24 protein-coding genes, 1 tRNA gene and 1 pseudogene are annotated in these 23,851 nt (G+C 67.4%); 11 read left to right on the top strand and 15 right to left on the bottom strand.

Features of this window, described 5'->3' with window-relative positions:
* Positions 1 to 112 (top strand): annotated as a pseudogene (locus AC5P7R_RS20855) (IS110 family transposase); the annotation flags it as partial.
* Positions 113 to 315: 203 nt separating this feature from the next.
* Here the strand turns inward: AC5P7R_RS20855 and ychF are convergent.
* The 8 genes from ychF to AC5P7R_RS20895 form a co-directional block, all read right to left on the bottom strand.
* On the bottom strand, positions 316 to 1,407 hold the full coding sequence (gene ychF, locus AC5P7R_RS20860) for a redox-regulated ATPase YchF (RefSeq protein WP_057502606.1): 1,092 nt from the start codon (positions 1,405 to 1,407) through the stop codon (positions 316 to 318).
* 305 nt (positions 1,408 to 1,712) lie between these two features.
* A complete protein-coding gene (pth, locus tag AC5P7R_RS20865) occupies positions 1,713 to 2,291 on the bottom strand; it encodes an aminoacyl-tRNA hydrolase (RefSeq protein ID WP_019661167.1) in 579 nt (192 codons plus the stop codon).
* A 48-nt stretch (positions 2,292 to 2,339) separates the two neighbouring features.
* Positions 2,340 to 2,957, bottom strand: a complete 618-nt coding sequence (locus AC5P7R_RS20870) for a 50S ribosomal protein L25/general stress protein Ctc (protein ID WP_005415401.1) — start codon at positions 2,955 to 2,957, stop codon at positions 2,340 to 2,342.
* 109 nt (positions 2,958 to 3,066) lie between these two features.
* Complete coding sequence (locus AC5P7R_RS20875) at positions 3,067 to 4,026, bottom strand: ribose-phosphate diphosphokinase (protein ID WP_005415400.1); 960 nt, start codon at positions 4,024 to 4,026, stop codon at positions 3,067 to 3,069.
* A gap of 140 nt (positions 4,027 to 4,166) precedes the next feature.
* Positions 4,167 to 4,243: transfer RNA gene (locus AC5P7R_RS20880), tRNA-Gln, on the bottom strand.
* 11 nt (positions 4,244 to 4,254) lie between these two features.
* On the bottom strand, positions 4,255 to 5,124 hold the full coding sequence (ispE, locus tag AC5P7R_RS20885; protein WP_134730145.1) for a 4-(cytidine 5'-diphospho)-2-C-methyl-D-erythritol kinase: 870 nt from the start codon (positions 5,122 to 5,124) through the stop codon (positions 4,255 to 4,257).
* On the bottom strand, positions 5,121 to 5,780 hold the full coding sequence (lolB, locus tag AC5P7R_RS20890; protein WP_019661165.1) for a lipoprotein insertase outer membrane protein LolB: 660 nt from the start codon (positions 5,778 to 5,780) through the stop codon (positions 5,121 to 5,123). The genes ispE and lolB overlap by 4 nt, the downstream gene beginning before the upstream one ends.
* Entirely contained in the window at positions 5,777 to 7,462 is a 1,686-nt protein-coding gene (locus tag AC5P7R_RS20895) for a tetratricopeptide repeat protein (protein ID WP_026347150.1), read from the bottom strand. The genes lolB and AC5P7R_RS20895 overlap by 4 nt, the downstream gene beginning before the upstream one ends.
* Positions 7,463 to 7,525: 63 nt before the next feature.
* Between AC5P7R_RS20895 and hemA the strand changes: the two genes are divergently transcribed.
* The 4 genes from hemA to ppk2 all read left to right on the top strand — a co-directional run bounded on the left by hemA (position 7,526) and on the right by ppk2 (position 12,436).
* Positions 7,526 to 8,809 carry a glutamyl-tRNA reductase gene (hemA, locus tag AC5P7R_RS20900; protein ID WP_021202249.1) on the top strand — a complete coding sequence of 428 codons (1,284 nt, stop codon included), beginning with the start codon at positions 7,526 to 7,528 and terminating at the stop codon, positions 8,807 to 8,809.
* Complete coding sequence (gene prfA, locus AC5P7R_RS20905) at positions 8,787 to 9,869, top strand: peptide chain release factor 1 (protein ID WP_019661162.1); 1,083 nt, start codon at positions 8,787 to 8,789, stop codon at positions 9,867 to 9,869. Before hemA ends, prfA begins: the two co-directional genes overlap by 23 nt.
* A gap of 5 nt (positions 9,870 to 9,874) precedes the next feature.
* Positions 9,875 to 11,578, top strand: a complete 1,704-nt coding sequence (locus AC5P7R_RS20910) for an O-linked N-acetylglucosamine transferase, SPINDLY family protein (RefSeq protein WP_207050131.1) — start codon at positions 9,875 to 9,877, stop codon at positions 11,576 to 11,578.
* Positions 11,579 to 11,653: 75 nt separating this feature from the next.
* On the top strand, positions 11,654 to 12,436 hold the full coding sequence (ppk2, locus tag AC5P7R_RS20915; RefSeq protein ID WP_005408184.1) for a polyphosphate kinase 2: 783 nt from the start codon (positions 11,654 to 11,656) through the stop codon (positions 12,434 to 12,436).
* Between the two features lie 531 nt (positions 12,437 to 12,967).
* On the opposite strand, the gene AC5P7R_RS20920 is transcribed toward ppk2, so the two are convergent.
* Both AC5P7R_RS20920 and AC5P7R_RS20925 read right to left on the bottom strand, forming a co-directional pair.
* Positions 12,968 to 13,537: a TlpA family protein disulfide reductase gene (locus AC5P7R_RS20920; protein WP_099591109.1), complete on the bottom strand. Its 570-nt coding sequence runs from the start codon at positions 13,535 to 13,537 to the stop codon at positions 12,968 to 12,970.
* Positions 13,534 to 14,808, bottom strand: coding sequence for a YihY family inner membrane protein (locus AC5P7R_RS20925; RefSeq protein WP_019661157.1), 1,275 nt, complete (start codon positions 14,806 to 14,808; stop codon positions 13,534 to 13,536). Before AC5P7R_RS20925 ends, AC5P7R_RS20920 begins: the two co-directional genes overlap by 4 nt.
* 77 nt (positions 14,809 to 14,885) lie before the next feature.
* Between AC5P7R_RS20925 and wrbA the strand changes: the two genes are divergently transcribed.
* The 3 genes from wrbA to AC5P7R_RS20940 all read left to right on the top strand — a co-directional run bounded on the left by wrbA (position 14,886) and on the right by AC5P7R_RS20940 (position 16,376).
* Complete coding sequence (gene wrbA / locus AC5P7R_RS20930; RefSeq protein WP_227854367.1) at positions 14,886 to 15,479, top strand: NAD(P)H:quinone oxidoreductase; 594 nt, start codon at positions 14,886 to 14,888, stop codon at positions 15,477 to 15,479.
* A complete protein-coding gene (locus AC5P7R_RS20935; RefSeq protein ID WP_019661155.1) occupies positions 15,476 to 15,811 on the top strand; it encodes a DUF2069 domain-containing protein in 336 nt (111 codons plus the stop codon). Before wrbA ends, AC5P7R_RS20935 begins: the two co-directional genes overlap by 4 nt.
* A gap of 79 nt (positions 15,812 to 15,890) precedes the next feature.
* Positions 15,891 to 16,376, top strand: coding sequence for an asparaginase domain-containing protein (locus AC5P7R_RS20940; RefSeq protein WP_010481766.1), 486 nt, complete (start codon positions 15,891 to 15,893; stop codon positions 16,374 to 16,376).
* Positions 16,377 to 16,495: 119 nt separating this feature from the next.
* Here the strand turns inward: AC5P7R_RS20940 and AC5P7R_RS20945 are convergent, their stop codons facing one another.
* The 3 genes from AC5P7R_RS20945 to sufT form a co-directional block, all read right to left on the bottom strand.
* Entirely contained in the window at positions 16,496 to 18,238 is a 1,743-nt protein-coding gene (locus AC5P7R_RS20945) for a S8 family peptidase (protein WP_478436220.1), read from the bottom strand.
* A gap of 451 nt (positions 18,239 to 18,689) precedes the next feature.
* Positions 18,690 to 19,784 carry a branched-chain amino acid aminotransferase gene (locus AC5P7R_RS20950; RefSeq protein ID WP_058980362.1) on the bottom strand — a complete coding sequence of 365 codons (1,095 nt, stop codon included), beginning with the start codon at positions 19,782 to 19,784 and terminating at the stop codon, positions 18,690 to 18,692.
* A gap of 59 nt (positions 19,785 to 19,843) precedes the next feature.
* Positions 19,844 to 20,395: a putative Fe-S cluster assembly protein SufT gene (gene sufT, locus AC5P7R_RS20955; RefSeq protein ID WP_005415385.1), complete on the bottom strand. Its 552-nt coding sequence runs from the start codon at positions 20,393 to 20,395 to the stop codon at positions 19,844 to 19,846.
* A 122-nt stretch (positions 20,396 to 20,517) separates the two neighbouring features.
* On the opposite strand from sufT, the gene AC5P7R_RS20960 reads away from it, so the two are divergent.
* Positions 20,518 to 20,937, top strand: coding sequence for a hypothetical protein (locus AC5P7R_RS20960; RefSeq protein ID WP_019661152.1), 420 nt, complete (start codon positions 20,518 to 20,520; stop codon positions 20,935 to 20,937).
* Between the two features lie 130 nt (positions 20,938 to 21,067).
* Here the strand turns inward: AC5P7R_RS20960 and AC5P7R_RS20965 are convergent, their stop codons facing one another.
* Together AC5P7R_RS20965 and AC5P7R_RS20970 are read right to left on the bottom strand one after the other, a co-directional pair.
* A complete protein-coding gene (locus tag AC5P7R_RS20965) occupies positions 21,068 to 22,528 on the bottom strand; it encodes an NAD(P)(+) transhydrogenase (Re/Si-specific) subunit beta (protein ID WP_227845102.1) in 1,461 nt (486 codons plus the stop codon).
* Entirely contained in the window at positions 22,525 to 22,845 is a 321-nt protein-coding gene (locus AC5P7R_RS20970; protein ID WP_019661150.1) for an NAD(P) transhydrogenase subunit alpha part 2, read from the bottom strand. Before AC5P7R_RS20970 ends, AC5P7R_RS20965 begins: the two co-directional genes overlap by 4 nt.
* 98 nt (positions 22,846 to 22,943) lie before the next feature.
* On the opposite strand from AC5P7R_RS20970, the gene AC5P7R_RS20975 reads away from it, so the two are divergent.
* Together AC5P7R_RS20975 and AC5P7R_RS20980 are read left to right on the top strand one after the other, a co-directional pair.
* Positions 22,944 to 23,528, top strand: a complete 585-nt coding sequence (locus tag AC5P7R_RS20975; RefSeq protein WP_019661149.1) for an RNA polymerase sigma factor — start codon at positions 22,944 to 22,946, stop codon at positions 23,526 to 23,528.
* Positions 23,525 to 23,851 (top strand): hypothetical protein, encoded by a 327-nt coding sequence (locus tag AC5P7R_RS20980; RefSeq protein WP_019661148.1) that lies wholly within the window; start codon positions 23,525 to 23,527, stop codon positions 23,849 to 23,851. Before AC5P7R_RS20975 ends, AC5P7R_RS20980 begins: the two co-directional genes overlap by 4 nt.

Genomic DNA, 23,851 nt, shown 5'->3' on the forward strand with positions numbered 1-23,851 from the left:
CAACATCCTGGCCAGAAAGCTGGCCAGGATCGCTTGGGGCGTCTTCAAGAGCGGCCGGGACTTTGACCCGGCCATGCTGAAAGTGGGTCAAGCCTGCTTCCAGCAGGCTTGACCACGAACATAGGATCTCGGCTCTACATCGGCTTCGCCGGTTTTCCACATGCGGCGTGGAAAGCGATGGGAACTTGGTGTGGACAAGTGGGTGCGAGCATTGCAGCGCAGGCGTTTCGAAGCGTGGTGATTTTTTATCCATATTCAGAAACGCGAACGCCCCGCACGAGGCGGGGCGTCCGGGGTTGATCCGATGCCGCTGGATCAGACGTTGAAGCGGAAGTGCAGGATGTCGCCTTCCTGCACGCGGTATTCCTTGCCTTCCAGGCGCAGGCGACCGGCTTCCTTGGCGCCGGCTTCGCCCTTGTACTTGATGAAGTCGTCATACGCGATGGTTTCGGCGCGGATGAAGCCCTTCTCGAAGTCTGTGTGGATGACCGCGGCAGCCTGCGGGGCGGTGGCACCCTTGCGCACCGTCCACGCGCGGACTTCCTTCACGCCTGCGGTGAAGTAGGTCTGCAGGCCCAGCAGGCTGTAGGCCGCGTTGATCACGCGGTTCAGGCCCGGCTCGCTCAGGCCCAGGTCGGCCAGGAAGGTATCGCGGTCTTCGTCGTCGAGCTGGGACAGCTCTTCCTCGATCGCGGCCGACACCGGCACCACCTGCGCGCCTTCTGCGGCGGCATGCGCGCGCACAGCTTCCAGGTGCGGGTTGTTCTCGAAACCGTCTTCCAGCACGTTGGCGATGTACATCACCGGCTTCAGGGTCAGCAGGAACAGGTCGCGTACCAGCGCCTTTTCTTCATCATCCAGGCCGACCGAACGACCAGCCTTGCCGTCGGACAGTGCCGCCTGCAGCTTGGCCAGCACCGGCTTGCGCGCCGCTGCGTCCTTGTCGCCGCCCTTGGCTGCACGCTCGGCACGGTTCAGCGCCTTCTCGACGCTGTCCAGGTCGGCCAGCGCCAGCTCGGTATCGATGGTTTCGATGTCCGAGATCGGGTCGACCTTGCCGGCGACGTGCACGATGTCACCGTGCTCGAAGCAGCGCACCACGTGGGTGATGGCATCGACTTCGCGGATGTGCGCCAGGAACTTGTTGCCCAGGCCTTCACCGCTGGCGGCACCGGCGACCAGGCCGGCGATGTCGACGAACTCGACCGCGGTCGGGATGACCTTCTGCGGGTTGATGATGCCCGCCAGCTCGTTCAGGCGCGGGTCCGGCACCGGCACGATGCCGACGTTCGGCTCGATGGTGCAGAACGGGAAGTTCGCCGCGGCGATGCCCGCCTTGGTCAGCGCATTGAACAGGGTCGACTTGCCGACGTTGGGCAGGCCGACGATGCCGCATTTGATACCCATGGGTGACAGCTCTCTGGGGTGAAAGTGATTGGGGAAACAGCGACATGGGCGCTGCTTTTCCAATCATTCTCCGTACCGACCAACGGTCGGTACCTACCGGCCTGGTTGACTCCGTACCGACCAACGGTCGGTACCTACCGGCCTGGTTGACTCCGTACCGACCAACGGTCGGTACCTACCGGCCTGGTTGACTCCGTACCGACCAACGGTCGGTACCTACCGGTCTGGTTGACTCCGTACCGACCAACGGTCGGTACCTACCGGTCTGGTTGACTCCGTACCGGCCAACGGTCGGTACCTACCGGTTATTTCGGGGTGTGCAGGCGCTTCATCGCTTCGTTGAAATCGCCCTGCACCGCCAGCGGCAGCACGTCGATCGCATCGTCGATGGCGCGCGCGATCAGCACGTCATCGTCCTTCGACGGGCGGCCGAGCACCCAACCCACCACGCGGTCCTTGTGGCCGGGGTGGCCAATGCCCACGCGCAGGCGATGGAACTTGCCATGGCCGAGCAGGCGGATGGTGTCGCGCAGACCGTTCTGACCGCCGTGGCCACCGTCGAACTTCAGCCGTGCCGCGCCGGGCGGCAGGTCCAGTTCGTCGTGGGCCAGCAGGGTTTCCTCCGGCTCGATCTTCCAGAACCGCTGCGCGGCGGTGACCGACTTGCCGCTGAGGTTCATGAAGGTGGCGGGCTTGAGGAGCCACACCGTCTGCCCGGCGATCTCGACCTTGGCGGTCTCACCGAACAGCTTGCTGTCCACATTCCATCGCGCACCGGCTTTCTCCGCCAGGGCCTCAACGAAATGAAACCCGGCATTGTGCCGGGTCCGGGCGTGTTCCGATCCGGGGTTGCCCAGACCGACGATCAGTCGCAGTCCTGCCATGGTTCCTTCCAGTACGGTGCCTGCCCGCAGGCAGGCACCGTAGCGGTATTACTCGGCGGCAGCCGCTTCTTCGTCGGCCGCGTCGGCCTTGCCGGCCTTGGCGGTGACGATGGCGTCGTCGTGGTCCTTGCCCAGCGCCAGGGCCGGGATTTCCACGCCCTTCGGCAGCTTGATGTCGGACAGGTACACCACGTCACCGGCCTTCAGCTCGCCCAGGTCGACTTCGATCGACTCCGGCAGGTCCTTCGGCAGGCAGGTGATGGTCACTTCCTTCAGTTCGTGGGTGACCACGACGTCGGCAGCCTTGCCGGCCGGCGAGGTGTCTTCGTTGACGAAGTGCAGCGGGACCGAAGCGGTCAGGGCTTCGTTCTCGTTCACGCGCTGGAAGTCCAGGTGCATGATCAGCTGCTTGTACGGGTGGCGCTGCATGTCACGCAGCAGGACCTTCTGCACCTGGCCATCCAGGTTCAGGTCCAGGATCGAGGCATAGAACCACTCGTTCTGCTGGGCCAGCCAGATTTCGTTGTGGTCCAGGCTGATGGCGACCGGCTCGGCGTTGCCGCCGTACACGATGGCCGGGATCACACCGGCGTGACGCAGGCGGCGGCTCGCACCCTTACGCTGCAGTTCACGCTTGGTGACCTTGATTTCATGGGTCTTCGACATTTTCGACTACTCAGGTTGTTGCCGCGCCCTGCGGCGTGGCGGTTGAAGATGCTTCCGCGACCAGAAGCACCCGGGGTATGCCCCCGCCGTTGCCGGCAGGGGCGAAAACTCAGTCGACGTACAGCGAGCTGACCGACTCACCGAAGGCGATGCGGCGCATCGTTTCAGCCAGCATTTCCGCCACGCTCAGCTGGCGGATCTTGCTGCACACCCGCGCCGCGTCCTTCAGCGGGATGGTGTCGGTCACCACCAGCTCGTCGAGCTGGGAATTGGTGATGTTGTCCACCGCCGGGCCCGACAGCACCGCGTGGGTGCAGTAGGCGGCGACCTTGAGCGCACCGCGCGCCTTCAGGGCAGCAGCAGCGGCGCACAGGGTGCCGGCGGTGTCGACGATGTCATCGACCATCACGCAGGTCTTGCCTTCGACGTCACCGATGATGTTCATCACGGTGGAGACGTTGGCGCGCGGGCGGCGCTTGTCGATGATCGCCAGGTCGGCGTCATCCAGGCGCTTGGCCACCGCACGGGCACGGACCACGCCGCCCACGTCCGGCGACACAACGATCAGGTTCTCGGTGCCGTAGGCGCGCCAGATGTCGGCCAGCAGCAGCGGGGACGCGTACACGTTGTCCACCGGAATATCGAAGAAGCCCTGGATCTGGTCGGCGTGCAGGTCGACGGTCAGCACGCGATCAGCGCCCGCGGTGCTGAACATCTTGGCCGCCAGCTTGGCGGTGATCGGCACGCGCGAGGAGCGCATGCGGCGATCCTGGCGCGAGTAGCCGAAATACGGCACCACGGCGGTGACACTGGCCACCGATGCGCGCTTGAGCGCGTCGATCAGCACCAGCAGCTCCATCAGGTTTTCCGCGCTCGGCGCGCAGGTCGGCTGGATCACGAACACGTCCTGCTTGCGGACGTTCTCTTCGATCTCCACCTGCACTTCGCCATCGGAGAAGTGCGAGACCAGCGCCTTGCCCGGGCGAACCCCCAGTTCCTTGCAGATGTTCTGCGCCAGACGTTTGTTGGCGTTGCCGGAAAAGACCAGCAGGTTCGGGGACTCTTGCATCATGATTGTCTCGGGCGGGGACGAGTGGCGGGGATCCGGAGTCGGCAAGGACCCCGATGGACCCTTGCTGCTGACAACACCGCGGTTGTTTCCACGTCCCGCGCGGGCGATGCGCTGGAAGGCGCGGACACAGCCGCTATTGGCAGGGGCGGTAGGATTCGAACCTACGAATGCCAGGATCAAAACCTGGTGCCTTGGGCCTCTTGGCGACGCCCCTGCAGTGATAAATCAGTGTTGCTCGAGTGCATCCAGCAGTGGCGAACGCGCTACGCCCGCTGCCACCCTTGCCCGCAACTCCTTCGGCAACTTCGACCGTCCCTGCTCTGCGGCAGACTGCGATGCGAACTCGACGAAACAACCACTTCCCGAACCGGTCAGCCGCGCCGTGCCGATGTCGCTCAACGCGGCGAACGCTGCCTCGACGGCAGGCTCACGGCGGCGCAGCACCGGTTCGAACGCATTCCCGACCAAGTTCCCGGAAGCGAAGTCCTCTATTTTCGCCACTGGGCTGTCGCGCGTCAAATCCGGGTCTGCAAACAGTGCTGGCGTAGGAACATGAACGCCCGGTTCGACCAGCACGTACCAGGCCGGGGCCAGAGTGATCGGCTGCAGGCGCTCGCCCACGCCTTCGGCCCAGGCGTTGCGCCCGCGCACGAATACCGGCACATCTGCGCCCAGGCGCAGGCCCAGCGCCGCCAAAGCCTCTTCATCCAGACCCGCCCGCCACAGCCGGTTCAGCACCACCAGCGCCGTGGCCGCGTCGGACGACCCCCCGCCAAACCCACCCCCGGCGGGAACGTGCTTTTCGACGATGATGTCTGCACCTTGCTCGACCTTTGCCGCTTCCTGGAGCAGGCGCGCGGCACGCACCGCCAGGTCATCAGCCTCGGCCACGCCGGCCAGGCCCTCGCCCTCACGGCGCACCTGGCCGTCTTCACGCAGGCGCAGGCCAATGCGATCGCCCCAGTCCAGCAGGCGGAACACGGTCTGCAGCTCGTGGTAGCCGTCGGCGCGGCGGCCGGTGATGTGCAGGAACAGGTTCAGCTTGGCCGGGGCCGGCCACCAGGACCAGCCCGCGTCATCGTGCCCGGCACTCATGGGGCGCCCTGCCCCCACTGGTCCACCAGCAGGCGCACCTTGGCGTCGCCATTGCTGGCCTCGATCCGGCGCGGCAGCGCCGGGCGTCCGGCCTCGGCCGGGTACCAGTCCAGATACTGCACCTGCCAGCCCATCTGCTGCATGCGACGCGGCCGGCCGTCAGCGTCGCGCTCGACCTTCTCCGGACCGGCAGCATCGCCGGCCACCAGGCCACGGATCCACTGCGGCAGCTGGTTGACCGGTATGTCCCAGCCGGTCGCTTCCAGCAGCAGCTGCTGGGCGTCCTCGCCGTCACGCGGCCCGCCGGCCAGTCCTTCCAGGCGGCCGGCTTCGGAATGGGTATCGCCGGCCAGCTTCCAGCTCTGCCGGGTCACCGGCGCGCTCAGCTCGACCACATAGCGGCGTCCTTCCTGCTTCCAGTCGATGCGTCCGCTGCCGCCGTCCTTGCCCTTGCTGACCGCGACCCGGCCCTGGAAAGCCCAGTCCGGCTGTGCCTGCAGCGCGGCCACGCGCGCCGCCTCGGCCTGCGCCGCTTCGGCTGAAACAACCTCGACCACCGCCGGCGCCGGGGTCTTCTGCGTGCCCACGCTGGTACAGGCGGTCACCGCCAGGGTCACGGCCGCCAACAGCAGCGGCCGGATCAGGGAAACACTCATGGATTGAATTTCTCGCGGGCGCGCAGCAGCGCGCGGTTTTCAGGATCGAGCTTGGCCGCTTCTTCGAAGAAGTGGCGGGCCTCGTCATGCTTGCCCAGCACCCAGAGCACTTCGCCAACGTGGGAAGCGATCTCCGGGTCCTTGGCCAGGGTCCAGGCCCGGCGCAGCTGCACCAGTGCTTCTTCCTTGCGACCCAGGCGATACAGCACCCAGCCATAGCTGTCGACGATGGCGGCGTTGTCCGGTTCGGCCACGCGGGCGCGGTCGATCAGCTCCAGCGCTTCCTGCAGGCGGCCGGTACGGTCGGCCAGGGTGTAGCCCAAGGCATTCAGGGCCGGCACGTTTTCCGGGTCGGTCACCAGGATCTTGCGCAGGTCGGCCTCGGCGCGCGGGATATCGTCGCGGCGCTCCCAGGCGAGTGCACGGGCGTACAGCAGGCCGTTGTCATCGGGGTAGGCGGCCAGGCCGCGGGCCAATGCATCCAGTTCGCCGGCACTGTCATCGCCGCGCTGGCGCAGTTCAGCCTCCAGCAGATAGGCGTCGCGACGCACATCGTCATCGACCACCGCATCGGACTGGATCGCGTGCACTTCATCCAGGGCCTGCGGCAGGCGCCCGGCCAGGGCCTGGGCATTGGCCGCGCGCAAGCGCGCTTCGCTCAGCTCATCGCCGCCGGGCACGCTGTGGTACCACTGCACCGCCTCCGGATAGCGCTTCAGGTACTCGGCGATCTTGCCCAGCAGCAGGCGCTGCGCCGGGTCCGGCTTGGCCGCCTGCCGCGACAGTTCGTTGTAGAGATTGGACAGCGCTGCCTTGTCGCCCTGCTTGGCCAGCAGCGAGGCGCGCATGCCCCAGGTCTGCACGTCCTGCGGGCCGAACGCCAGCACGCGCTCGGCCGCAGCAGGCTGCCCCAGGCTGTCGTAGGCGATGGCCACCGCATTGCGCAGTTCCGGGTCCTGGCGCGTCTTCGGCTCCACATCGTGCAGCAGCGACAGCGCCTTGTCGGTCTCGCCCGCTTGTTGCAACTGGCTGGCGCGCAGCAGTGCCACACGTGGCTCTTCCGGGAAGCGCTTGACCACCTCATCGATCATCCGCCGCGCCAGCTCGGGCTTTTCCATGCGCAGCGCGAGTCGGCCAAACTCCTGCCAGGCCTCGATCTTCGGCGGAATTGCATTGGCATCGACCAGCTCGCCGAGCACCTGCGCCGGCACCGCCGGGTCGCGCCCACCGCCGATCAGCGCGGCCAGGGCGAACTTCCAGCCGCGCTCGTCGGGGTCGGCCAGCAGCGCCTGAAGTTCAGTGCGGGCGGCCTTCACATCGCCCTGGCGCATGGCCAGCGCACCGGCGGCGCTGCGCAGGGTCAACGAGCTTGGCGCGCGCTGCTGCCACAGGGCCAGGCCCTTGGCGGCGCTGGCGTCATCGTTGGCGAGCATGGAAATGCGGGTCGCGCGCTCGGCCAGGCCGGCGTCGCCGTCGGTCTGCTGGGCCGCCTGCAGGTACCAGCGCGCCGCCTCGGCCAGCTTGCCGGCCTGCAGCGCGAACTCACCGGCCATCACCGGTTCCAGCGCCAGTTCCTCAGTGGCCGGGGCCCTTACAGGGGCCTTGGCCGGCACCGCCGCCAGGGCCTGGCTGCAGGCCAGGGACAGCAGCAGAACACTGGGGATGCGAATCAATGCGGGCATCGTCGGCATCGGGGCCTTAAAATGTCGTCCAATGGCCAGCAGCTTATCGCAAGCAACTGAACAATGACCCTGTGGGTGCTCGGACTGAATCACCAGACCGCACCGGTGGAACTGCGCGAGCGCGCGGCCTTCGCCGGTGAGGCGTTGCCGCGCGCGCTCGGTTCGCTGCGCGATACCCCGCAGATTGCCGAGGCGGTGCTGCTGTCCACCTGCAACCGCACCGAACTGTACGCCGTGGCCGAGTCGGCACAGGCGCTGGACCAGTGGCTGCGCAGCCAGGCCGGCGACCTGCAGGGCTATCTGTACCAGCATGCCGATGCCGAGGCTGTGCGCCACCTGTTCCGGGTCGCCACCGGGCTGGACTCGATGGTGCTGGGCGAACCGCAGATCCTCGGCCAGGTGAAGGACGCCTGGTCGACCGCGCGCGACCATGGTCTGCTCGGCCAGCGCCTGGACCGCCTGTTCCAGCAGACCTTCTCGGTGGCCAAGCGTGCGCGGACCGATACCCAGATCGGCACCAACCCGGTGTCGGTGGCCTCGGCGGCCGTGCGCCTGGCACAGAACGCGTTCGCCCGGCTGGACGATTCCACCGTGCTGCTGGTCGGTGCCGGCGAGACCATCGAACTGGCTGCACGGCACCTGAGTGAAGGCAAGGTGCGGCGGCTGCTGATCGCCAACCGCACCCTGGCCCACGCGCAGGAACTGGCCAGCCGCCATGGCGGCGTGGCCCTGCCGCTGACCGAACTGGACCGCCACCTGGGCGAGGCCGACGTGGTGTTCTCGGCCACCGCCGCGCGCGAGCCGGTGATCCATCGCGAGATGGTGGCCAAGGCCCTGCGCGCGCGCCGGCACAAGCCGATGCTGCTGTTCGACCTGGCCGTGCCGCGCGACATCGAAGCCGAGGTCGGCACGCTCAACGACGCCTTCCTCTACACCGTCGATGACCTGGAACGCGCGGTGGAAGACAACCGTCGTGGCCGCCGCGAGGCCGCTGCCGAGGCCGAGGCGATCATCGACCTGCAGGTATCGCGCTTCATCGAGACCCAGCAGGCCAGCGCCCACCAGGCACCACTGCGGCAGCTGCGCGCGTTCGGCGAAGCCACCCGTGCCGAGCTGCTGGAGCGCGCGCGCCAGCAGCTGGCCAACGGCAAGCCCGCCGACGAAGTGCTGGAACTGCTGGCCCACGGCCTGACCAACCGCCTGCTGCACCCGCCGACCGCCGCACTGCGCGCCGCCGCGCTGAGTGGCGATGCCGACCTGACCCGCGCCGCCGAGCGCCTGTTCCCGGCCACGCCGGGTTACCGCCACCCACCCGTGAGACCCGATGACGCCGACCCTGCGCCGTAAGCTGGAAGCGCTGGCCGAGCGCCGCGAAGAACTGGAACGCCTGCTCGCCGAACCCGATGTGGTCGCCGACAACACCCGTTTCCGCGACCTTTCGCGCGAATTCGCCCAACTTGAACCGGTTGCCACTGCACTGGCCGATGAAGCCCGTGCCAAGGCCGACCTGGCCGCCGCCGAAGGCATGCGCGCCGATCCCGATCTGCGCGAGCTGGCCGACGAGGAGATCGCCGCCGCGCAGGCGCGCCTGCAGGCGCTGGAGCAGGAGCTCGCATTGCTGCTGGTGCCACGCGACCCGCGCGACGAAGGCAACCTGTTCCTGGAAGTGCGCGCCGGCACTGGCGGCGACGAAGCCGCGATCTTCGCTGGCGACCTGTTCCGCATGTACGCCCGCTATGCCGAGCGCCAGGGCTGGAAGGTCGAGATCGAATCGGACAGCCCGGGCGAGCACGGCGGCTACAAGGAGGTGGTGGCACGCGTGGTCGGCCGGGGAGCGTTCTCGCGGCTGAAGTTCGAATCGGGCACGCACCGCGTGCAGCGCGTGCCGGCCACCGAATCGCAGGGCCGCATCCACACCTCGGCGGCCACCGTGGCAATCATTCCGGAGGCCGACGAAGTCGATGACATCGTCATCAACCCCGCCGACCTGAAGGTGGATACGTTCCGCTCGTCCGGCGCCGGTGGCCAGCACGTCAACAAGACCGAGTCGGCGATCCGCATCACCCACCTGCCGACCGGCGTAGTGGTGGAATGCCAGACCGAACGCAGCCAGCACGCCAATCGCGACAAGGCGATGAAGCGCCTGAAGGCGCAGCTGCTCGATGCCGAACGCCAGCGCCAGGACGCGGCGCAGGCCGAATCGCGGCGCCTGCAGGTCGGCAGCGGCGACCGCAGCCAGCGCATCCGCACCTACAACTTCCCGCAGGGCCGGATCACCGACCACCGCGTGGAAGGCCTGACCCTGTACGACCTGCCCAACATCCTGGCCGGCGACCTCGACCCGCTGCTGCAGCGACTCAGCCACGAACACCAGGTCGACGCCCTGGCGCAGTTGTCGGCGGACTGATCACGATGACGGCCTGGCAGCAGCGACAGCACCTGCAGCAGGCGATCGCGCGCCAGCCCGGCGACTTCGTGGCCTGGGTGATGCTGGCCGACCTGGAACTGGAAGCCGGCGACATCGCTGCCGGCGAGCAGGCCGCACGACGCGCACTGCAACTGCGCCCCAACCACCCCGAAGCGCTGGCGCGGCTGGGCCGCGTGGCCTGGATGGCCGGCGCACATGGCGATGCAGCGAAGCTGCTGGGCCAGGCTTCGGCACTGGCCCCGCAGCACCCGGGCATCGCGTTGTGGCTGGGCCATGCGCTGGAAGATGCCGATGATGCCGAAGGGGCGGCGACGGCCTATCGCCGCGCGCATGCGCTGATGCCGGGCGAACCCTATATCGCCGCCCAGCGCCTGGCCTGGCAGCGTCGCCTGTGCGACTGGCAGGACGTGGACGCACTGGCCACACAAGTGCGTGGCGCACTGGCCAGCGGCCAAGGTGTGGTCGAACCGTTCGCGTTCCTCAGCGAGGATGCCGCCGCAGCCGAACAGCTGGCCTGCGCGCGCGCGCGCGCCGCGGTGATTGCTTCGGGAGTGCGTCCCCTTCCCGCCACGAAGGTGCGCGGGCGCGGCCCCTTGCGGGTCGGCTTCCTGTCCAATGGCTTTGGCGCCCATCCCACCGGGCTGCTGACCGTGGCCCTGTTCGAGCAGTTGCGTCATGACCCGGCAGTGCAACTGCATCTGTTCGCGTTGAATCGTGATGACGGCAGCCGCATCCGCCAGCGGCTGCAGGCAGCGGCACAGCTGCATGATGTGGCTGGCCTGCGACATGCCGATACCGCCGCACGCATCCGCGCACAGGGCATCGACCTGCTGTTCGACCTGCGCGGATGGGGCGGCGGCGGCACGCCGGAGGTACTGGCGATGCGCCCTGCCCCGCTGCAGTTGAACTGGCTGGCTTACCCCGGCACGTCCGGGGCGCCGTGGATGGATGCCGTGATCGGCGACAGCTTCGTTTTGCCAGTTTCACTGGAGCCGCACTACAGCGAACGGGTGCTGCGCCTGCCGCGTGCCTTCCAGCCCTCGGACAACACCCGCATGCTGGAGCCGGCACCGTCCCGCGCCGAGTGCGGGTTGCCCGGAAACGGCGTCGTGTTCTGCTGCTTCAACAACAGCTACAAGCTCAACCCGCGCAGCATGGGCCGCGCCTTCGCAGTGCTGCAGGCGGTGCCCGGCAGCGTGCTGTGGCTGCTGTCCGGCCCCGGCCATGCCGACGCCCGCCTGCGCAGCGCCGCACAGGCCGCTGGCCTGGACCCAACGCGGCTGGTGTTCATGGCCAAACTGCCGCATCCGCAGTATCTGGCCCGCTATCAGCTGGCCGACCTGTTCCTCGACACGCATCCGTACAACGCCCACACCACCGCGTCCGACGCGCTGTGGGCCGGCTGCCCGGTGCTGACCTGCCCCGGCGACACGTTCGCCGCGCGCGTGGCCGGCAGCCTCAACCACCATCTGGGGCTGGCGCGGATGAATGTCGCCGACGATGCGGCGTTCATCACCACCGCCAGCGCGCTGGGCAATGACCCGGCGGCGCTGGCCGCGTTGCGCGCTGAACTGGCACAGGCGCGCGAGCGCAGCGGGCTGTTCGACATGGGCGGGTTTGCCCGCGATCTGTCAGCGTTGGTGCAGCAACTGGCACGTGAGAACGGCTGGACGGGCGCAGCAGGGTAAGCGCGACCAGGTAGCGTCGACATCGCCTGGGCAGCCCCTGCGCTACGCTCGGGCTTCCTCCCCGCGGGTGTGACGATGGCCAAGCTCAAGCGCAAGGACTACGACGAACTGCTGCTGCCTTTGCAGCTGGAACTGACCGCCATGGCGCGCTGGGTGCAGCACAGCGGGCAACGCCTGCTGGTGCTGTTTGAAGGGCGCGACACGGCGGGCAAGGGCGGCGCGATCCAGGCCATCAGCCAGCACCTCAACCCGCGCCAGTGCCGCGTGGTGGCACTGCCCAAGCCCACCGACCGCGAAGCCACGCAGTGGTACTTCCAGCGCTACGCCTCGCACTTGCCCGCCGCCGGCGAGATCGTGCTGATGGACCGCAGCTGGTACAACCGCGCAGGCGTCGAACGGGTCATGGGCTACTGCAGCGAGACCGAGTACCAGCAGTTCCTGCGCCAGGCGCCGGTGTTCGAACAGCTGCTGGTGGATGACGGCATCCTGCTGTTCAAGTACTGGCTGTGCGTGGACCAGGAGCAGCAGGAGAAGCGCTTCGCCGAGCGCCACCTCGATCCGCTGAAGGGCTGGAAGCTGTCCCCGGTGGACCTGAAATCGCGCAGCAAGTACAGCGCCTATACCGAAGCCCGCGAGGCGATGCTGCGCGCGACGCATCGCGAGGCGGCGCCGTGGACGCTGGTGGATTTCAACGACCAGCGGCTGGGCCGGCTGACGCTGGTACGCAACCTGCTGGACCGGTTGCCCGATACGCGGGTGGATGCACCGTTGCCCGAGCTGCCGAAGCTGAAGGGCAAGCTGCATCGCGAGCACTACGATGTGCTGAAGCCGATCGAGGACTTCCCGGTCGAGGATTAGGGTGGGTCGGCAGGGCCTGCGGCCCTGCACCTGCTACGAACCAAGGCAACAGCAACAGCCGAAGCAGAAGCGGGTTTCCTGTGGGTAGGCAGGGTGGGTCCGCTTGCGGGGGACGCCGTAAAAATACGTCCATGTAGGCTCGGTCGCCGCATCCATGCGGCTCACGCCCCCGCAAGCGGACCCACCCCGCCTTCGACAGATCTCTACGATCTGTCGGAATAGCGCCTGGGGTCAGATCCGTTTTCCGCAGGAAAACGGATCTGACCCCGAATTGATTCGAGATCTGAAAGAGATTCATCCACGCATGGCGTGGATCTACCAGATCGCAGAAATCTGTCAGAGGCGGGGCGGTGTCGGAGTGCGGGGTGTCAGCCGCATGGATGCGGCTGCCAAGCCTACATGGACGTACTTGCGGCGTCCCCGCACTCCGACACCGCCCCGCCACAACACGGAAATCGCACTTTGGCAGTTGCTGTTGCCGTTGCTTGAAAGTTTCGGCGGGTGCAGGGCGCAGCCCTGCCGATACCCAACCTACTTGGCAGCAGCGATCTGCTTTTCGATGTCGGCGGCCGTCACCGGGCCAAGGAACGTGTGCGCCAGCTTGCCCTGCGGATCCAGCAGGTGCGTCAACGGCAAGCCGCGTGGCGTGGCGAAGTCCGCCGGCGGATCGAACGGGTCCACGATCACGATCGGATAGGTCACCGGATGCTTGGTCAGGAACGACTGCATCTCCGGCACCTCGATGTCTTCATAGGCCAGGCCGACCACTTCGATGTTGCTGCGCATCGCATGCAGCGCCGACAGCTCGGGCATCTCCTTGCGGCACGGGGCACACCAGGTCGCCCAGAAGTTCACCACCACCCACTTGCCGCGGTGCGCGGCCAGGTCGTAGTCGCTGCCGTCCACCGCCTTCATCTTCAGCGTCGGGAACTCGGCGGTGGTACGTTCGGCCGGGGTCTCCTCCACCGCTGCGGGGGTGGCCGGGGTCGGTGCCTGTGCCGGTGGCTGGCTGCTGGCGGGGGTGGGCTCCTGGGCCGGCTTGCAGGCCGACAGCGCCAGCAACAGTGCCAGCGGCAGCAGCAACGGGGTCTTGCGGGTCATGGCATGTCTCCGGAATCGGTGTAGATATCGCTGACCTTGCGCTTCAGGCGTTCACGCAAGGGCAGTCGCAGATCGTCCAGCGCCGCCAATGCGGCACGTCCCAGGCTGTCATCACGATACGGCAGGTGCTGCTCGGCCACCGGGATGCGCAGCTGGGTGCATTCGTAAAGATCGGCCAGGCTGACCTGGTCCAGATCGCGCGACAGCAGCCACTCGCCGCGCTCATCGCGGCGCAGCAGGTCGATGTCCTGCAGATTGCAGATCAGGTCCTGCAGCAGTGAATCGGTCAGCATCGGCTCCAGCCGCAGGATCTCGTCATCGGCCAGGCCCTTGCCCTTCGCCCGTGCATGCTGGAAGCGGCCGAGCAGGCGAAGCAGTCCATAGAACTCATACCCCTGCGGCAGGCGCAGTTCCACCGGCTGGTAGCGGAAGGCCGCCATCGACGAAGACAATGATGCGCCCAGCAGCACCGCCACCCAGCACAGGTAGATCCACAGCAGCAGGATCGGCACGAAGGCCACCGTGCCATACAGCTTCTGGTAGGACTGGAAGCTGCCCAGATAGGCCCCGATGCCCCACTTCACCAGCTCCAGGATCACCGCCGCCAGAATCGCGCCGGGTATCGCGTGCCGCCACTTCACGGTGTGGTGCGGCACCACCCGGAACATCAGCGTGATGCAGACGAACTCGATCAGGATCGGCGCCAGCCGCAGGGCCAGTTCGGCCAGCCAACGGCCCTCCTGGGTACCGAACAACGGCAACGCGAACACCCGCGCCGACACCGCCAGCGACGCAGCGGCGAGCATCGCGCCCAGGGTCAGCACGGTCCAGTAGACCAGGAAGCGGGTCAGCTTGGGCCGGGTGGAGCCAACCCGCCAGATCTGGTTGAAGGTCTCTTCCACGCTGTTGAGGGTGATCAGCAGCGATACCACCAGCGCGATGAAGCCGGCGGCGGTGAGCTGGCCGGCGCTGGCCGAGAACTGCCGCAGGTACCCCTCGGCCGCGCGCGCGGCGTTGGGCACGAAGTTGGAGAAGACGTAGTCGCTGAGCTGGTCGCTCCAGCGGTCGAAAACGGGGAAGGCCGAGAGCACGCCGAACACCACGATGGCCAGCGGCACCAGCGCGAACACCGTGGTATAGGCCAGCGCCGCCGCTGCCTGGAACAGGCGGTCGTCGAGGAAGCGATGCCACAGGAAGCGGCCGAAACTGATGGCCCGTGCGCGATCCCGCGCGCGCTCCATCCACAGGTTGAGCGTATCCAAAGGTTCCATCGGCGAAAGGGTACCCGATGCGGAATGCTGGCAGGATAGCCATACTGGTGGCCATACGACGAGGAGAAGCGGGCACGATGGGCGAGATTCTGGTGCTGTACTACAGCCGGGGCGGTTCGGTGGCACGGCTGGCGCGCCAGATCGCGCGGGGCGTCGGCGAAGTCCCTGGCATGAGCGCGCGCCTGCGCACGGTGCCGCCGGTGGCCGCAGTGACCCAGACCGCGCAGCCGCCGGTGCCCGACGATGGCGCCCCCTACGTGAGCATGCAGGACCTGGCCGAATGCCAGGGCCTGCTGCTCGGCAGCCCGACCCGCTTCGGCAACATGGCCGCGCCGGTGAAGCATTTCCTCGACGGGCTCGGCGCCGAATGGGTCAACGGCACCCTGTCGGGCAAGCCGGCCGGGGTGTTCACCTCGACTGCTTCGATGCATGGCGGCCAGGAATCGACCCTGCTGTCGATGCAGGTACCACTGCTGCACCATGGCTGCGTGATCGTCGGCATCCCGTTCACCGAGCCGGCGCTGAGCCACACCACCAGTGGCGGCACGCCGTATGGCGCCAGCCACGTGGCCGGTGCCGCCGACGACCCGCAGCCGACCGACGATGAAGCCGTGCTTGCGCGCGCGCTTGGCCGCCGGGTGGCCGACATCGCGCAGCGGTTGGCCCGATGAGCACCGGGCAGCGCACGGTCCTGCTGCTGGCCCTGATGGGGCTGGCTGCGCTGTTCGCCGGCTGGTTCATCAATGACAAGCACTGGCTGGCCACCCAGCTGGTGTTTACCGCACCACCGCTCGCGCTGGCCATTGCGCTGCGCCTGGGCTGGCGCAGGACGGGTTTCTGGGCCTCGGTGCTGGCCCTGGGCTGGTTCAGCCACGGCGTGATGAGCGCCTGGAGCCACCCGCAGACGCGCTGGCTGGCGCTGATCGAAATCACACTGGCCCTGCTGGTGATCTTCAGCGCCAGCCTGCCAGGGCTGCGCGCCCGCTTCGGCAAGCGACGCTGACGCTGCGCCCGCCGGGCCGTATCATCTGTGCTCCCGGCCCCGCGCCGCTGCACCTGTCCTGGTTTCGCGCATGCACATGATGGAAGAGCTCCTGGTCGTCACCACCGGTGGCACGATCGACAAGATCTACTTCGACGACAAGTCGGACTACCAGATCGGCGATCCGCAGATCGGCATGATCCTGCGCGAGCTGGGCGTGACGTTCCGCTTCAACGTGATTCCGATCCTGCGCAAGGATTCGCTGCACATCAACGATGAGGACCGCGAGCTGATCCGCGCCACCATCGCCGCGCAGCCGACCCGGCACGTGCTGGTGACCCACGGCACCGACTCGATGGTGCAGACCGGCAAGGTGCTGGCGACGATCCCGGACAAGACCATCGTGATGACCGGTGCACTGAGCCCGGCACGCTTCCGCGGCTCGGATGCGGAGTTCAACATCGGCTGTGCGATCGGTGCGGTGCAGTCGCTGCCGAGCGGCGTGTACATCGCCATGAACGGCCGCATTTTCGACCCGCAGCACGTGCGCAAGAACGTGGCCGCGAACCGCTTCGAATCGGTCTGAGGAACAGCGTGCCGACCAAGGTCGGCACCCACCATGGCGCGGCGGCACGTACCACCGCCGGCCCCATGCAAGAACGCCCCGGCCTGGGCCGGGGCGTGCCCATGGAGAGGGACTTGGGCTCAGTACTGGGCGTTGAGGGTCACGCCCGAGAAAGTGCTGTACGCCTTCACCCGCACATACCAGGTACCGGCGGCCGGACTGTTCACCGTGCAGGTCTCGCTGTTGCCGCTCAGGTACGGACGGCAGGTGTACACCGTGTCGGTCGGCGCGCTGCCCTGGCGGATGTAGAGGTCGGCGTCACCGGTGCCGCCGCTGATCGCCACGCGCAGCTGGCTGCTGCCGGCCGGGACATTGACGGTGTAGCTGAGCGATGAACCACTGCTGGCCGACAGTCCGGTGACCGGCACATTGTTCTGCAGGACGTTGCCGCCCGGATTCGGAGTGCCGCCCCCGTTGATGGCCGCGGACACCGCAGCGTTGGCGTCGATGATGCCGGCACCGCAGCCACCCGAGCATGACCCCGGCAGCGGGCGTGCGGTGCTCTTGATGATGCTCTCGACCTGCGCCGGGCTAAGCGGGCTTGGCGCGACCGATTGCATCAGCGCAACCACGCCGGCCACATGCGGCGCCGCCATCGAGGTGCCGTTGTACGACGCGTAGCTGGCGCTGCCCGGCGTGGTGGTGCCGGTGTTGAGCGTTGACAGGATGCTCTGGCCCGGTGCCGAGATGTCGATGCCGGTGCCGTAGTTGGAGAAGCTGGCACGCGCACCGGCCGAGGTTGTGGCCGCCACGGCAATCACGTTCGGGCAGTTGGCCGGCACCGACGAGGACACGTTGGTGTTGCTGTTGCCGGCGGCGACCACCACGGTGGTGCCACGGCCGACAGCGCCATTGATCGCATTCTGGTAGGTGGTGGAGCAACTGCCGCCACCACCCAGCGAGAGGTTGATGACTTCAGCCGGGTTGGCATTGGCCGGCACGCCACTGACGGTGCCGCCGGAAGCCCATACGATCGCGTCGGCGATGTCGGAGGTGTAACCGCCGCACTTGCCGAGCACGCGCACCGGCACAACCTTGGCGTTGAACGCGGTACCGGCCACGCCGGTGCTGTTGTTGGTCACTGCCGCCACGGTGCCGGCGACGTGGGTACCGTGCCAGCTGGAGTTGGAGGCCGGGATGCCCGAGCCGCACTCGTTGGCGCCGTACCAGTCGCCTTCATCGTTCGGGTTGTTGTCGCGACCGCCACCATCGCGCGCCATCGCGGCGTCGCTGATGAAGTCGTAGCCGGGCAGGATGTTGCCGTTGAGATCGGGGTGGTTGGTGATGCCGGTGTCGATCACCGCCACGACCACGCCGGTGCCGGTCGACTTGTCCCAGGCCGGCTGCACGTTGATCGACGCATTGGAGGTACCGAAGCCCCACTGTTCGCTGAAGCGGGTGTCGTTCGGGGTCAGCGTCGCGCGCATGATCTGGTCGACTTCGACGTACTCCACGTTCGGATCGGCGGCCAGCTTGCGCATCAGCAGCTCGGATTCAGCCTGGTCGAGCGGGCGATCGGTCCTGACCAGGGTCGGGCCGACGGCCAGCTTGCGGACCTGCTGCAGGCCCAGTGCGCGGCCCTGGCTGCTGGCCAGGCCGGCGGCGGCATTCTTCAGTGAAGAGGCCAGTGCGGTGGTGTTGGCCACCGGCGCGCTGCCGTCGCGGTACTTCACGATGAAACGCTGGTGGGTCGGCGCGGACTGCAGGCCGCTGAGCTGGACATCGCCGGCCAGCGCAGGCGTGGCCAGCAGCAGCGATGACAGAACGGTCGCACCAAGGACCACCCACACTCGACGCACACGCGGTTGCGTTACCTGGGACATCGTATTTCCCTTTCTTGTGGTGTGAATGCCGGAATCGGCAGAAGCACCGGCCCGAACCCTGGGCTGGCTTGCATTGGCGAGGTTCGAAGTCCGGCGAGCCAGCGGATCCCCCTAACGATCCGCCGTGCAGATGACGCTAATGGCCGAAACCGGACACCACAAGATTTTCAGCGTCTTTTCAGCTAGATGAAATGTTCGTTCTGAGACTTTTCGGGTCAAGGGTTTGTGAAGGTGAAGGAACTTTCTCGCGTCCTGCACAGACCTGACTGGGCCCTCACATGTCCCGGAATGACTTTGCCGACATCGGCGTCCGCCGATCCGGGGTCAGATGCCTTTTCACGCGGAAAGGGATCTGACCCCTTGGCCTGAAATGCAGAAAGCCCGTCGCGGGGACGGGCTTTCCAGAAGCGCAGCCGGGCGCGGGCCCGGCTCTACGATTCGATGTGGGCGATCAGCCCAGCTTGACCAGCCAGTTGTGGCGGTCCGGCAGGCGGCCGTACTGGATGTCGGTCAGTTCCTTGCGCAGCGACATGGTCACTTCGCCGGCCGGGGCGTTGATGTCGCCCACCGAGAAGCCCTCGCCCTTCAGCTGGCCGATAGGGGTGACCACCGCGGCGGTGCCACAGGCAAACACTTCGCTGATCGCACCGGAGGCGACGCCGTCCTTCCACTCGTCGATGCTGACCTTGCGTTCTTCGACCTTCATGCCGCGGTCGCGGGCCAGCTGCAGGATGCTCTCGCGGGTGATGCCCTCGAGGATGCTGCCGGACAGTTCCGGGGTGACCAGCGTGCCGTCCTTGTAGACCAGGAACACGTTCATGCCGCCCAGTTCTTCCAGGTACTTGCCTTCGACCGGGTCGAGGAACAGCACCTGCGAGCAGCCCTGTGCCTGCGCCTTCTGCTGCGGCAGCAGCGAGGCGGCGTAGTTGCCACCGCACTTGGCAGCACCGGTGCCGCCCTTGGCCGCACGCGCGTATTCGGTGGACAGCCAGATCGACACCGGGGCAACGCCCTTGGCGAAGTACGGGCCGGCCGGGCTGGCGATGACGTAGTAGCCGGCCTTGTGCGCACCGCGCACGCCGAGGAAGGCTTCATCGCCGATCATGAACGGGCGGAAGTACAGGCTCGACTCGTCGGCCGACGGCACCCAGTCGCTGTCGACGGCGATCAGCTGCTTCAGCGATTCGACAAAGATCTCCACCGGTAGTTCCGGCAGCGCCAGGCGCTGCGCCGAACGCTGCAGGCGACGGCCGTTGGCATCCGGGCGGAAGGTCCAGATCGAGCCGTCAGCATGGCGGTAGGCCTTGATGCCTTCGAAGATCTCCTGGCCGTAGTGCAGCACGGCCGCGGCCGGGTCCAGCTGCAGCGGACCGTAGGCACGCACGTTGGCGTTGTGCCAGCCGGTGTCCTTGTCCCAGCGTACTTCCACCATGTGGTCGGTGAAGTGCAGGCCGAAGCCCGGCTTCTCCAGGATCTTGGCGCGCTCTTCAGCGCTGCGCGGGTGGTCCGAACGGGTGACGGCGAAGCTGGGAATGGACTGGGACACCGGAGATTTCCTGTTCTGGTTGCGGGTATTGCCGGGCCCGCGTCACTGCGGGCCGTGGGTCAAAGCATGCCGGTCTCGAGCCGGGCCGCCTCGGACATCATGTGCTGGTTCCACGGCGGGTCGAACACCAGGTCGACGTCGGCCTCGGCCACCGTCGGGATCATTTCGAGTTTGCTGCGCACGTCGTCGACCAGGATCTCGCCCATGCCGCAACCCGGTGCGGTCAGGGTCATCTTCACATCGATCTCGCGCTTGCCTTCGTCCAGGTGCTTGATCTCGACCTCGTAGACCAGGCCCAGTTCGACGATGTTCACCGGAATTTCGGGGTCGAAGCAGGTGCGCAGCTGCTGCCATACCAGCTGTTCCACCTGTTCATCGGTGGCGTCGGCCGGCAGTTCCAGCGGTGCCGGCGCTTCCTTGCCGATGGCGTCGCCGTCCTTGCCGGCGATGCGGAACAGGTTGCCCTCGACGAACACCGAATAACTGCCGCCCAGCGCCTGGGTGATGTACCCATAGCTGCCGGCGGGCAGGGTCACGGTGTCGCCCTGCGGGACCATCACGGCCTCGCAATCGCGTTCGAAGTGGACAGGTTCGCTGCTACGGGAATACATGGGGACCGATATGGGGCCGTGGCCGGGGCCACGCAAGACGGCATTCTAGCCCAGCCGCCCTGCCGCCGCCGGTGCACTGCGGCAAACCACAGTATCCTGTGGGTGATCTTCAGGGAGCTTCGATGTCCTCCAATGCCGCGCGTGCCAGGACCGTGACCTGGCTCTGGCCCATCATGCTGTTGCTGGGCCTGCTTGTTGCTCCCCTCGCCTGGATGGTGCTGGCGCTGATGACCGGCCGGCAGGTCGGCTGGATGGCGGTCGTGACCGCCCTGGAACTGGTGTTCATGCTGCGCATGGGTACGCTGGGCCCGGGCCGGCTGCGCATTGCACTGGTCGTGCTGGGCACCCTGCTGGTGACCGCCGTCGCCAACTGGACCATCGCCAGCGCCTGGATGGGCGGCTCGATCGGGCTGGACCTGTGGGACGCGACCCTGCGGATGGGCCCGCACCTGGCCTGGACCCTGATCGCCCTCGCCAATGGCGCGGTGGAATGGCTGTGGCTGGCGCTGGGCGTGGCCGTGGGCGCCTGGCTGGCGCGCTGAGCACGCCGGTTGCCACGTCCGCCGGGGATGGCAGGTAGATCCACGCCATGCGTGGATGGGATGGTTGTGCCGGCCGCTGGCCGGCAGAAGCGTGCGGACCAAGGTCCGCACCCACGGATGCAGCCGGGCCTCAATGCCCGCCGTCGAGCGCCTTCAACTCGCTGACCAGCGAGGCTGCCGCTTCGGCACCATCGCCGTACAGCATGCGGGCGTTGTCGGCGTAGAACAGCGCATTCTCGATGCCCGCAAAACCAGTGCCCTTGCCGCGCTTGATCACCACCACGTTGCGCGCATTGACCACGTCCAGCACCGGCATGCCGTAGATCGGGCTGGCCGGGTCGGTGCGTGCCACCGGATTGACCACGTCGTTGGCACCAATCACCAGCACCACGTCGGTGTTGGCGAACTCCGGGTTGATGTCGTCCATGTCGGCGATCAGGTCGTAGGGCACACCCGCTTCGGCCAGCAGCACGTTCATGTGCCCGGGCATGCGCCCGGCCACCGGATGGATGGCGAACTTCACCTTCACCCCGCGCTGGCCCAGCCGCTGCGCCAGCTCCCAGATCTTGTGCTGGGCCTGCGCCACGGCCATGCCGTAACCAGGCACGATCACCACGCGTTCTGCGTAGGCCATCATCGCCGCGACATCCGACGCTTCAATCGGCTTCTGCGCACCGCTGATCGCCTGCGCTTCCCCGCCGGCGCCACCACCGAAGTTGGAGAACAACACATTGCGGATCGGCCGGTTCATCGCCTTGGCCATCAGCCGGGTCAGCAGGATGCCGGCGGCGCCGACCATCATGCCCGCGATGATCAATGCCTCGTTGCCCAGCACGTAGCCTTCGAACGACACCGCCAGGCCGGTGAACGCGTTGTACAGCGAGATCACCACCGGCATGTCGGCGCCACCGATAGGCAGCGTCATCAGCACGCCCAGCGCCAGCGCCAGTACGAAGAAGGCGACGATCGCCCAGGTGCTGAGCGTGCTGGCGGCGATGATCGCCAGCACCACCACGGCCAGCGCCACCAGCAGGTTCATCACCTGCTGGCCGGGCCAGGTCACGCGCTTGTCCAGGCGCCCATCCAGCTTGGCCCAGGCAATCACCGAACCGGACAGCGACACGGCACCGATCGCCGCGCCGACCACCGCCAGCAGCAGCACCGTGCCCGACGGCTGGCGCCCGGCCAGGTCGGCCAGCGCCTGCGCGCTCCAGTGGCGGGTATCGCGATGGGCGAGGAAGGCGTAGCGCAGCAGTTCCACCGCACCGATCGCCGCCGCCGAGCCACCGCCCATGCCGTTGTACAGCGCCACCATCTGCGGCATGTCGGTGATGGCGACCTTGCCGGCCGACCACCAGGCAAGGCCGGCGCCGAGCAGCAGCGCCACCAGGATCAGCGGCACGTTGTGCAGTTCGGGGAGCAAGAAGGTCGCCACCGTGGCCAGCAGCATGCCCAGCCCGGCCCAGCGGATGCCACTGCGCGCGGTCAGCGGCGAGGCCATGCGCTGAAGGCCCAGAAGGAACAGCGTGGCGGCAGCGAGGTAACTGGCCTTGACCAGCCAATCGAGCAGTTCGACGGTGCTGATGTTCAAGCCTGCGGCTCCTTCGGTTCGTCCTGGCCCCCCTTGGGCGCGCTCGGCTTGAACATTTCCAGCATGCGCGCGGTGACCACGTAGCCACCGGCGGCGTTGCCGGCACCGAGCACCACGGCGAGGAAGCCCAGGGCTTTCTCCAGCGGCGTCTGCGCATGCCCCAGCACCACCATCGCGCCGATCAGCACGATGCCGTGGATGAAGTTGGAGCCCGACATCAGCGGGGTATGCAGGATCACCGGCACCCGCGAAATGATCACGTGGCCGGCGATGGCCGCCAGCATGAAGATGTACAGCGCCACGAACCCGTCACTCACTGGCAACGCTCCTGCTCTGTCTTCGTCGTCCCATCATAACCATGGGCTGAACCCCGCGTGCACCCGGCGTCAACCGAAGCGGCGCTCACGCGTTGTCGATGGTGACCCCAAGCGAGGAACCGTACCCTGTGCTGGTGAGCAGCCCCGTCCCCCCGAGCGCCGAGACCGATGCCCCGCCGGCATCGCTGGAGGCGTTCCTGGCCAGCGTCGGCCCGCGTGCGTTCCGCTTCGCCGAGGCCGGCCTGCGCCAGCGCGAAGACGCCATGGATGCGGTGCAGGACGCGCTGATGCGCATGCTGGACTACGCCGACAAGCCGGCGGCCGAATGGGCACCGCTGTTCTGGAGCATCCTGCGCCGGCGCGTGATCGACGTGCAGCGCCGGCGCCGCTTCCGCCTGCCGTTCTGGCGCGACAACCAGGACGCGGAAGGCGGCGGGATCGACTGGGCCGATCCTGGCCCCGACCCGGCACAGGCGCATGAACAGCGCCAGCAGTACCAGCAGCTGGTGGACGCGTTGCGCCGCCTGCCCGCCCGCCAGCGCGAGGCCTTCACCCTGCGCGTGCTGCAGGACCTGGACGGGGCCACCACTGCCCGCGCCATGGGCTGCAGCGAAGGCGCGGTAAAAACCCATCTGGCACGCGCCCGGCAGGCGCTGCAGGATTATCTGGAGATCCACCCGTGAAACGCTCCCTGCCTTCCGACGACACCCTGCGCAGCCTGCATGCGCAGTCGCTGCAGGCGCTGTCGCCTGCAACGTTGGCCCGGCTGCGCCACGCTCGCCACGGCGCCACGGCCGCCCACCGGGGGCGCTGGCGCTGGTGGCTGGCCAGTGCGTGCTCGCTGGTGGTGGCGCTGGGGATAGGCCTGCAGTTCACCGGCCATGGCACGCTGACGGGCCCTGCGCCGGCACCTGTGCTTGCCGCGGTGGAAGACAACAGCGCGCTCTACGACGAAAATCCCGATCTGTACCTGTGGCTGGGCGATACCGACCTGGCGATGGAGTGA

The organism is Stenotrophomonas sp. YJH_SMC_27 (genome assembly GCF_059369815.1).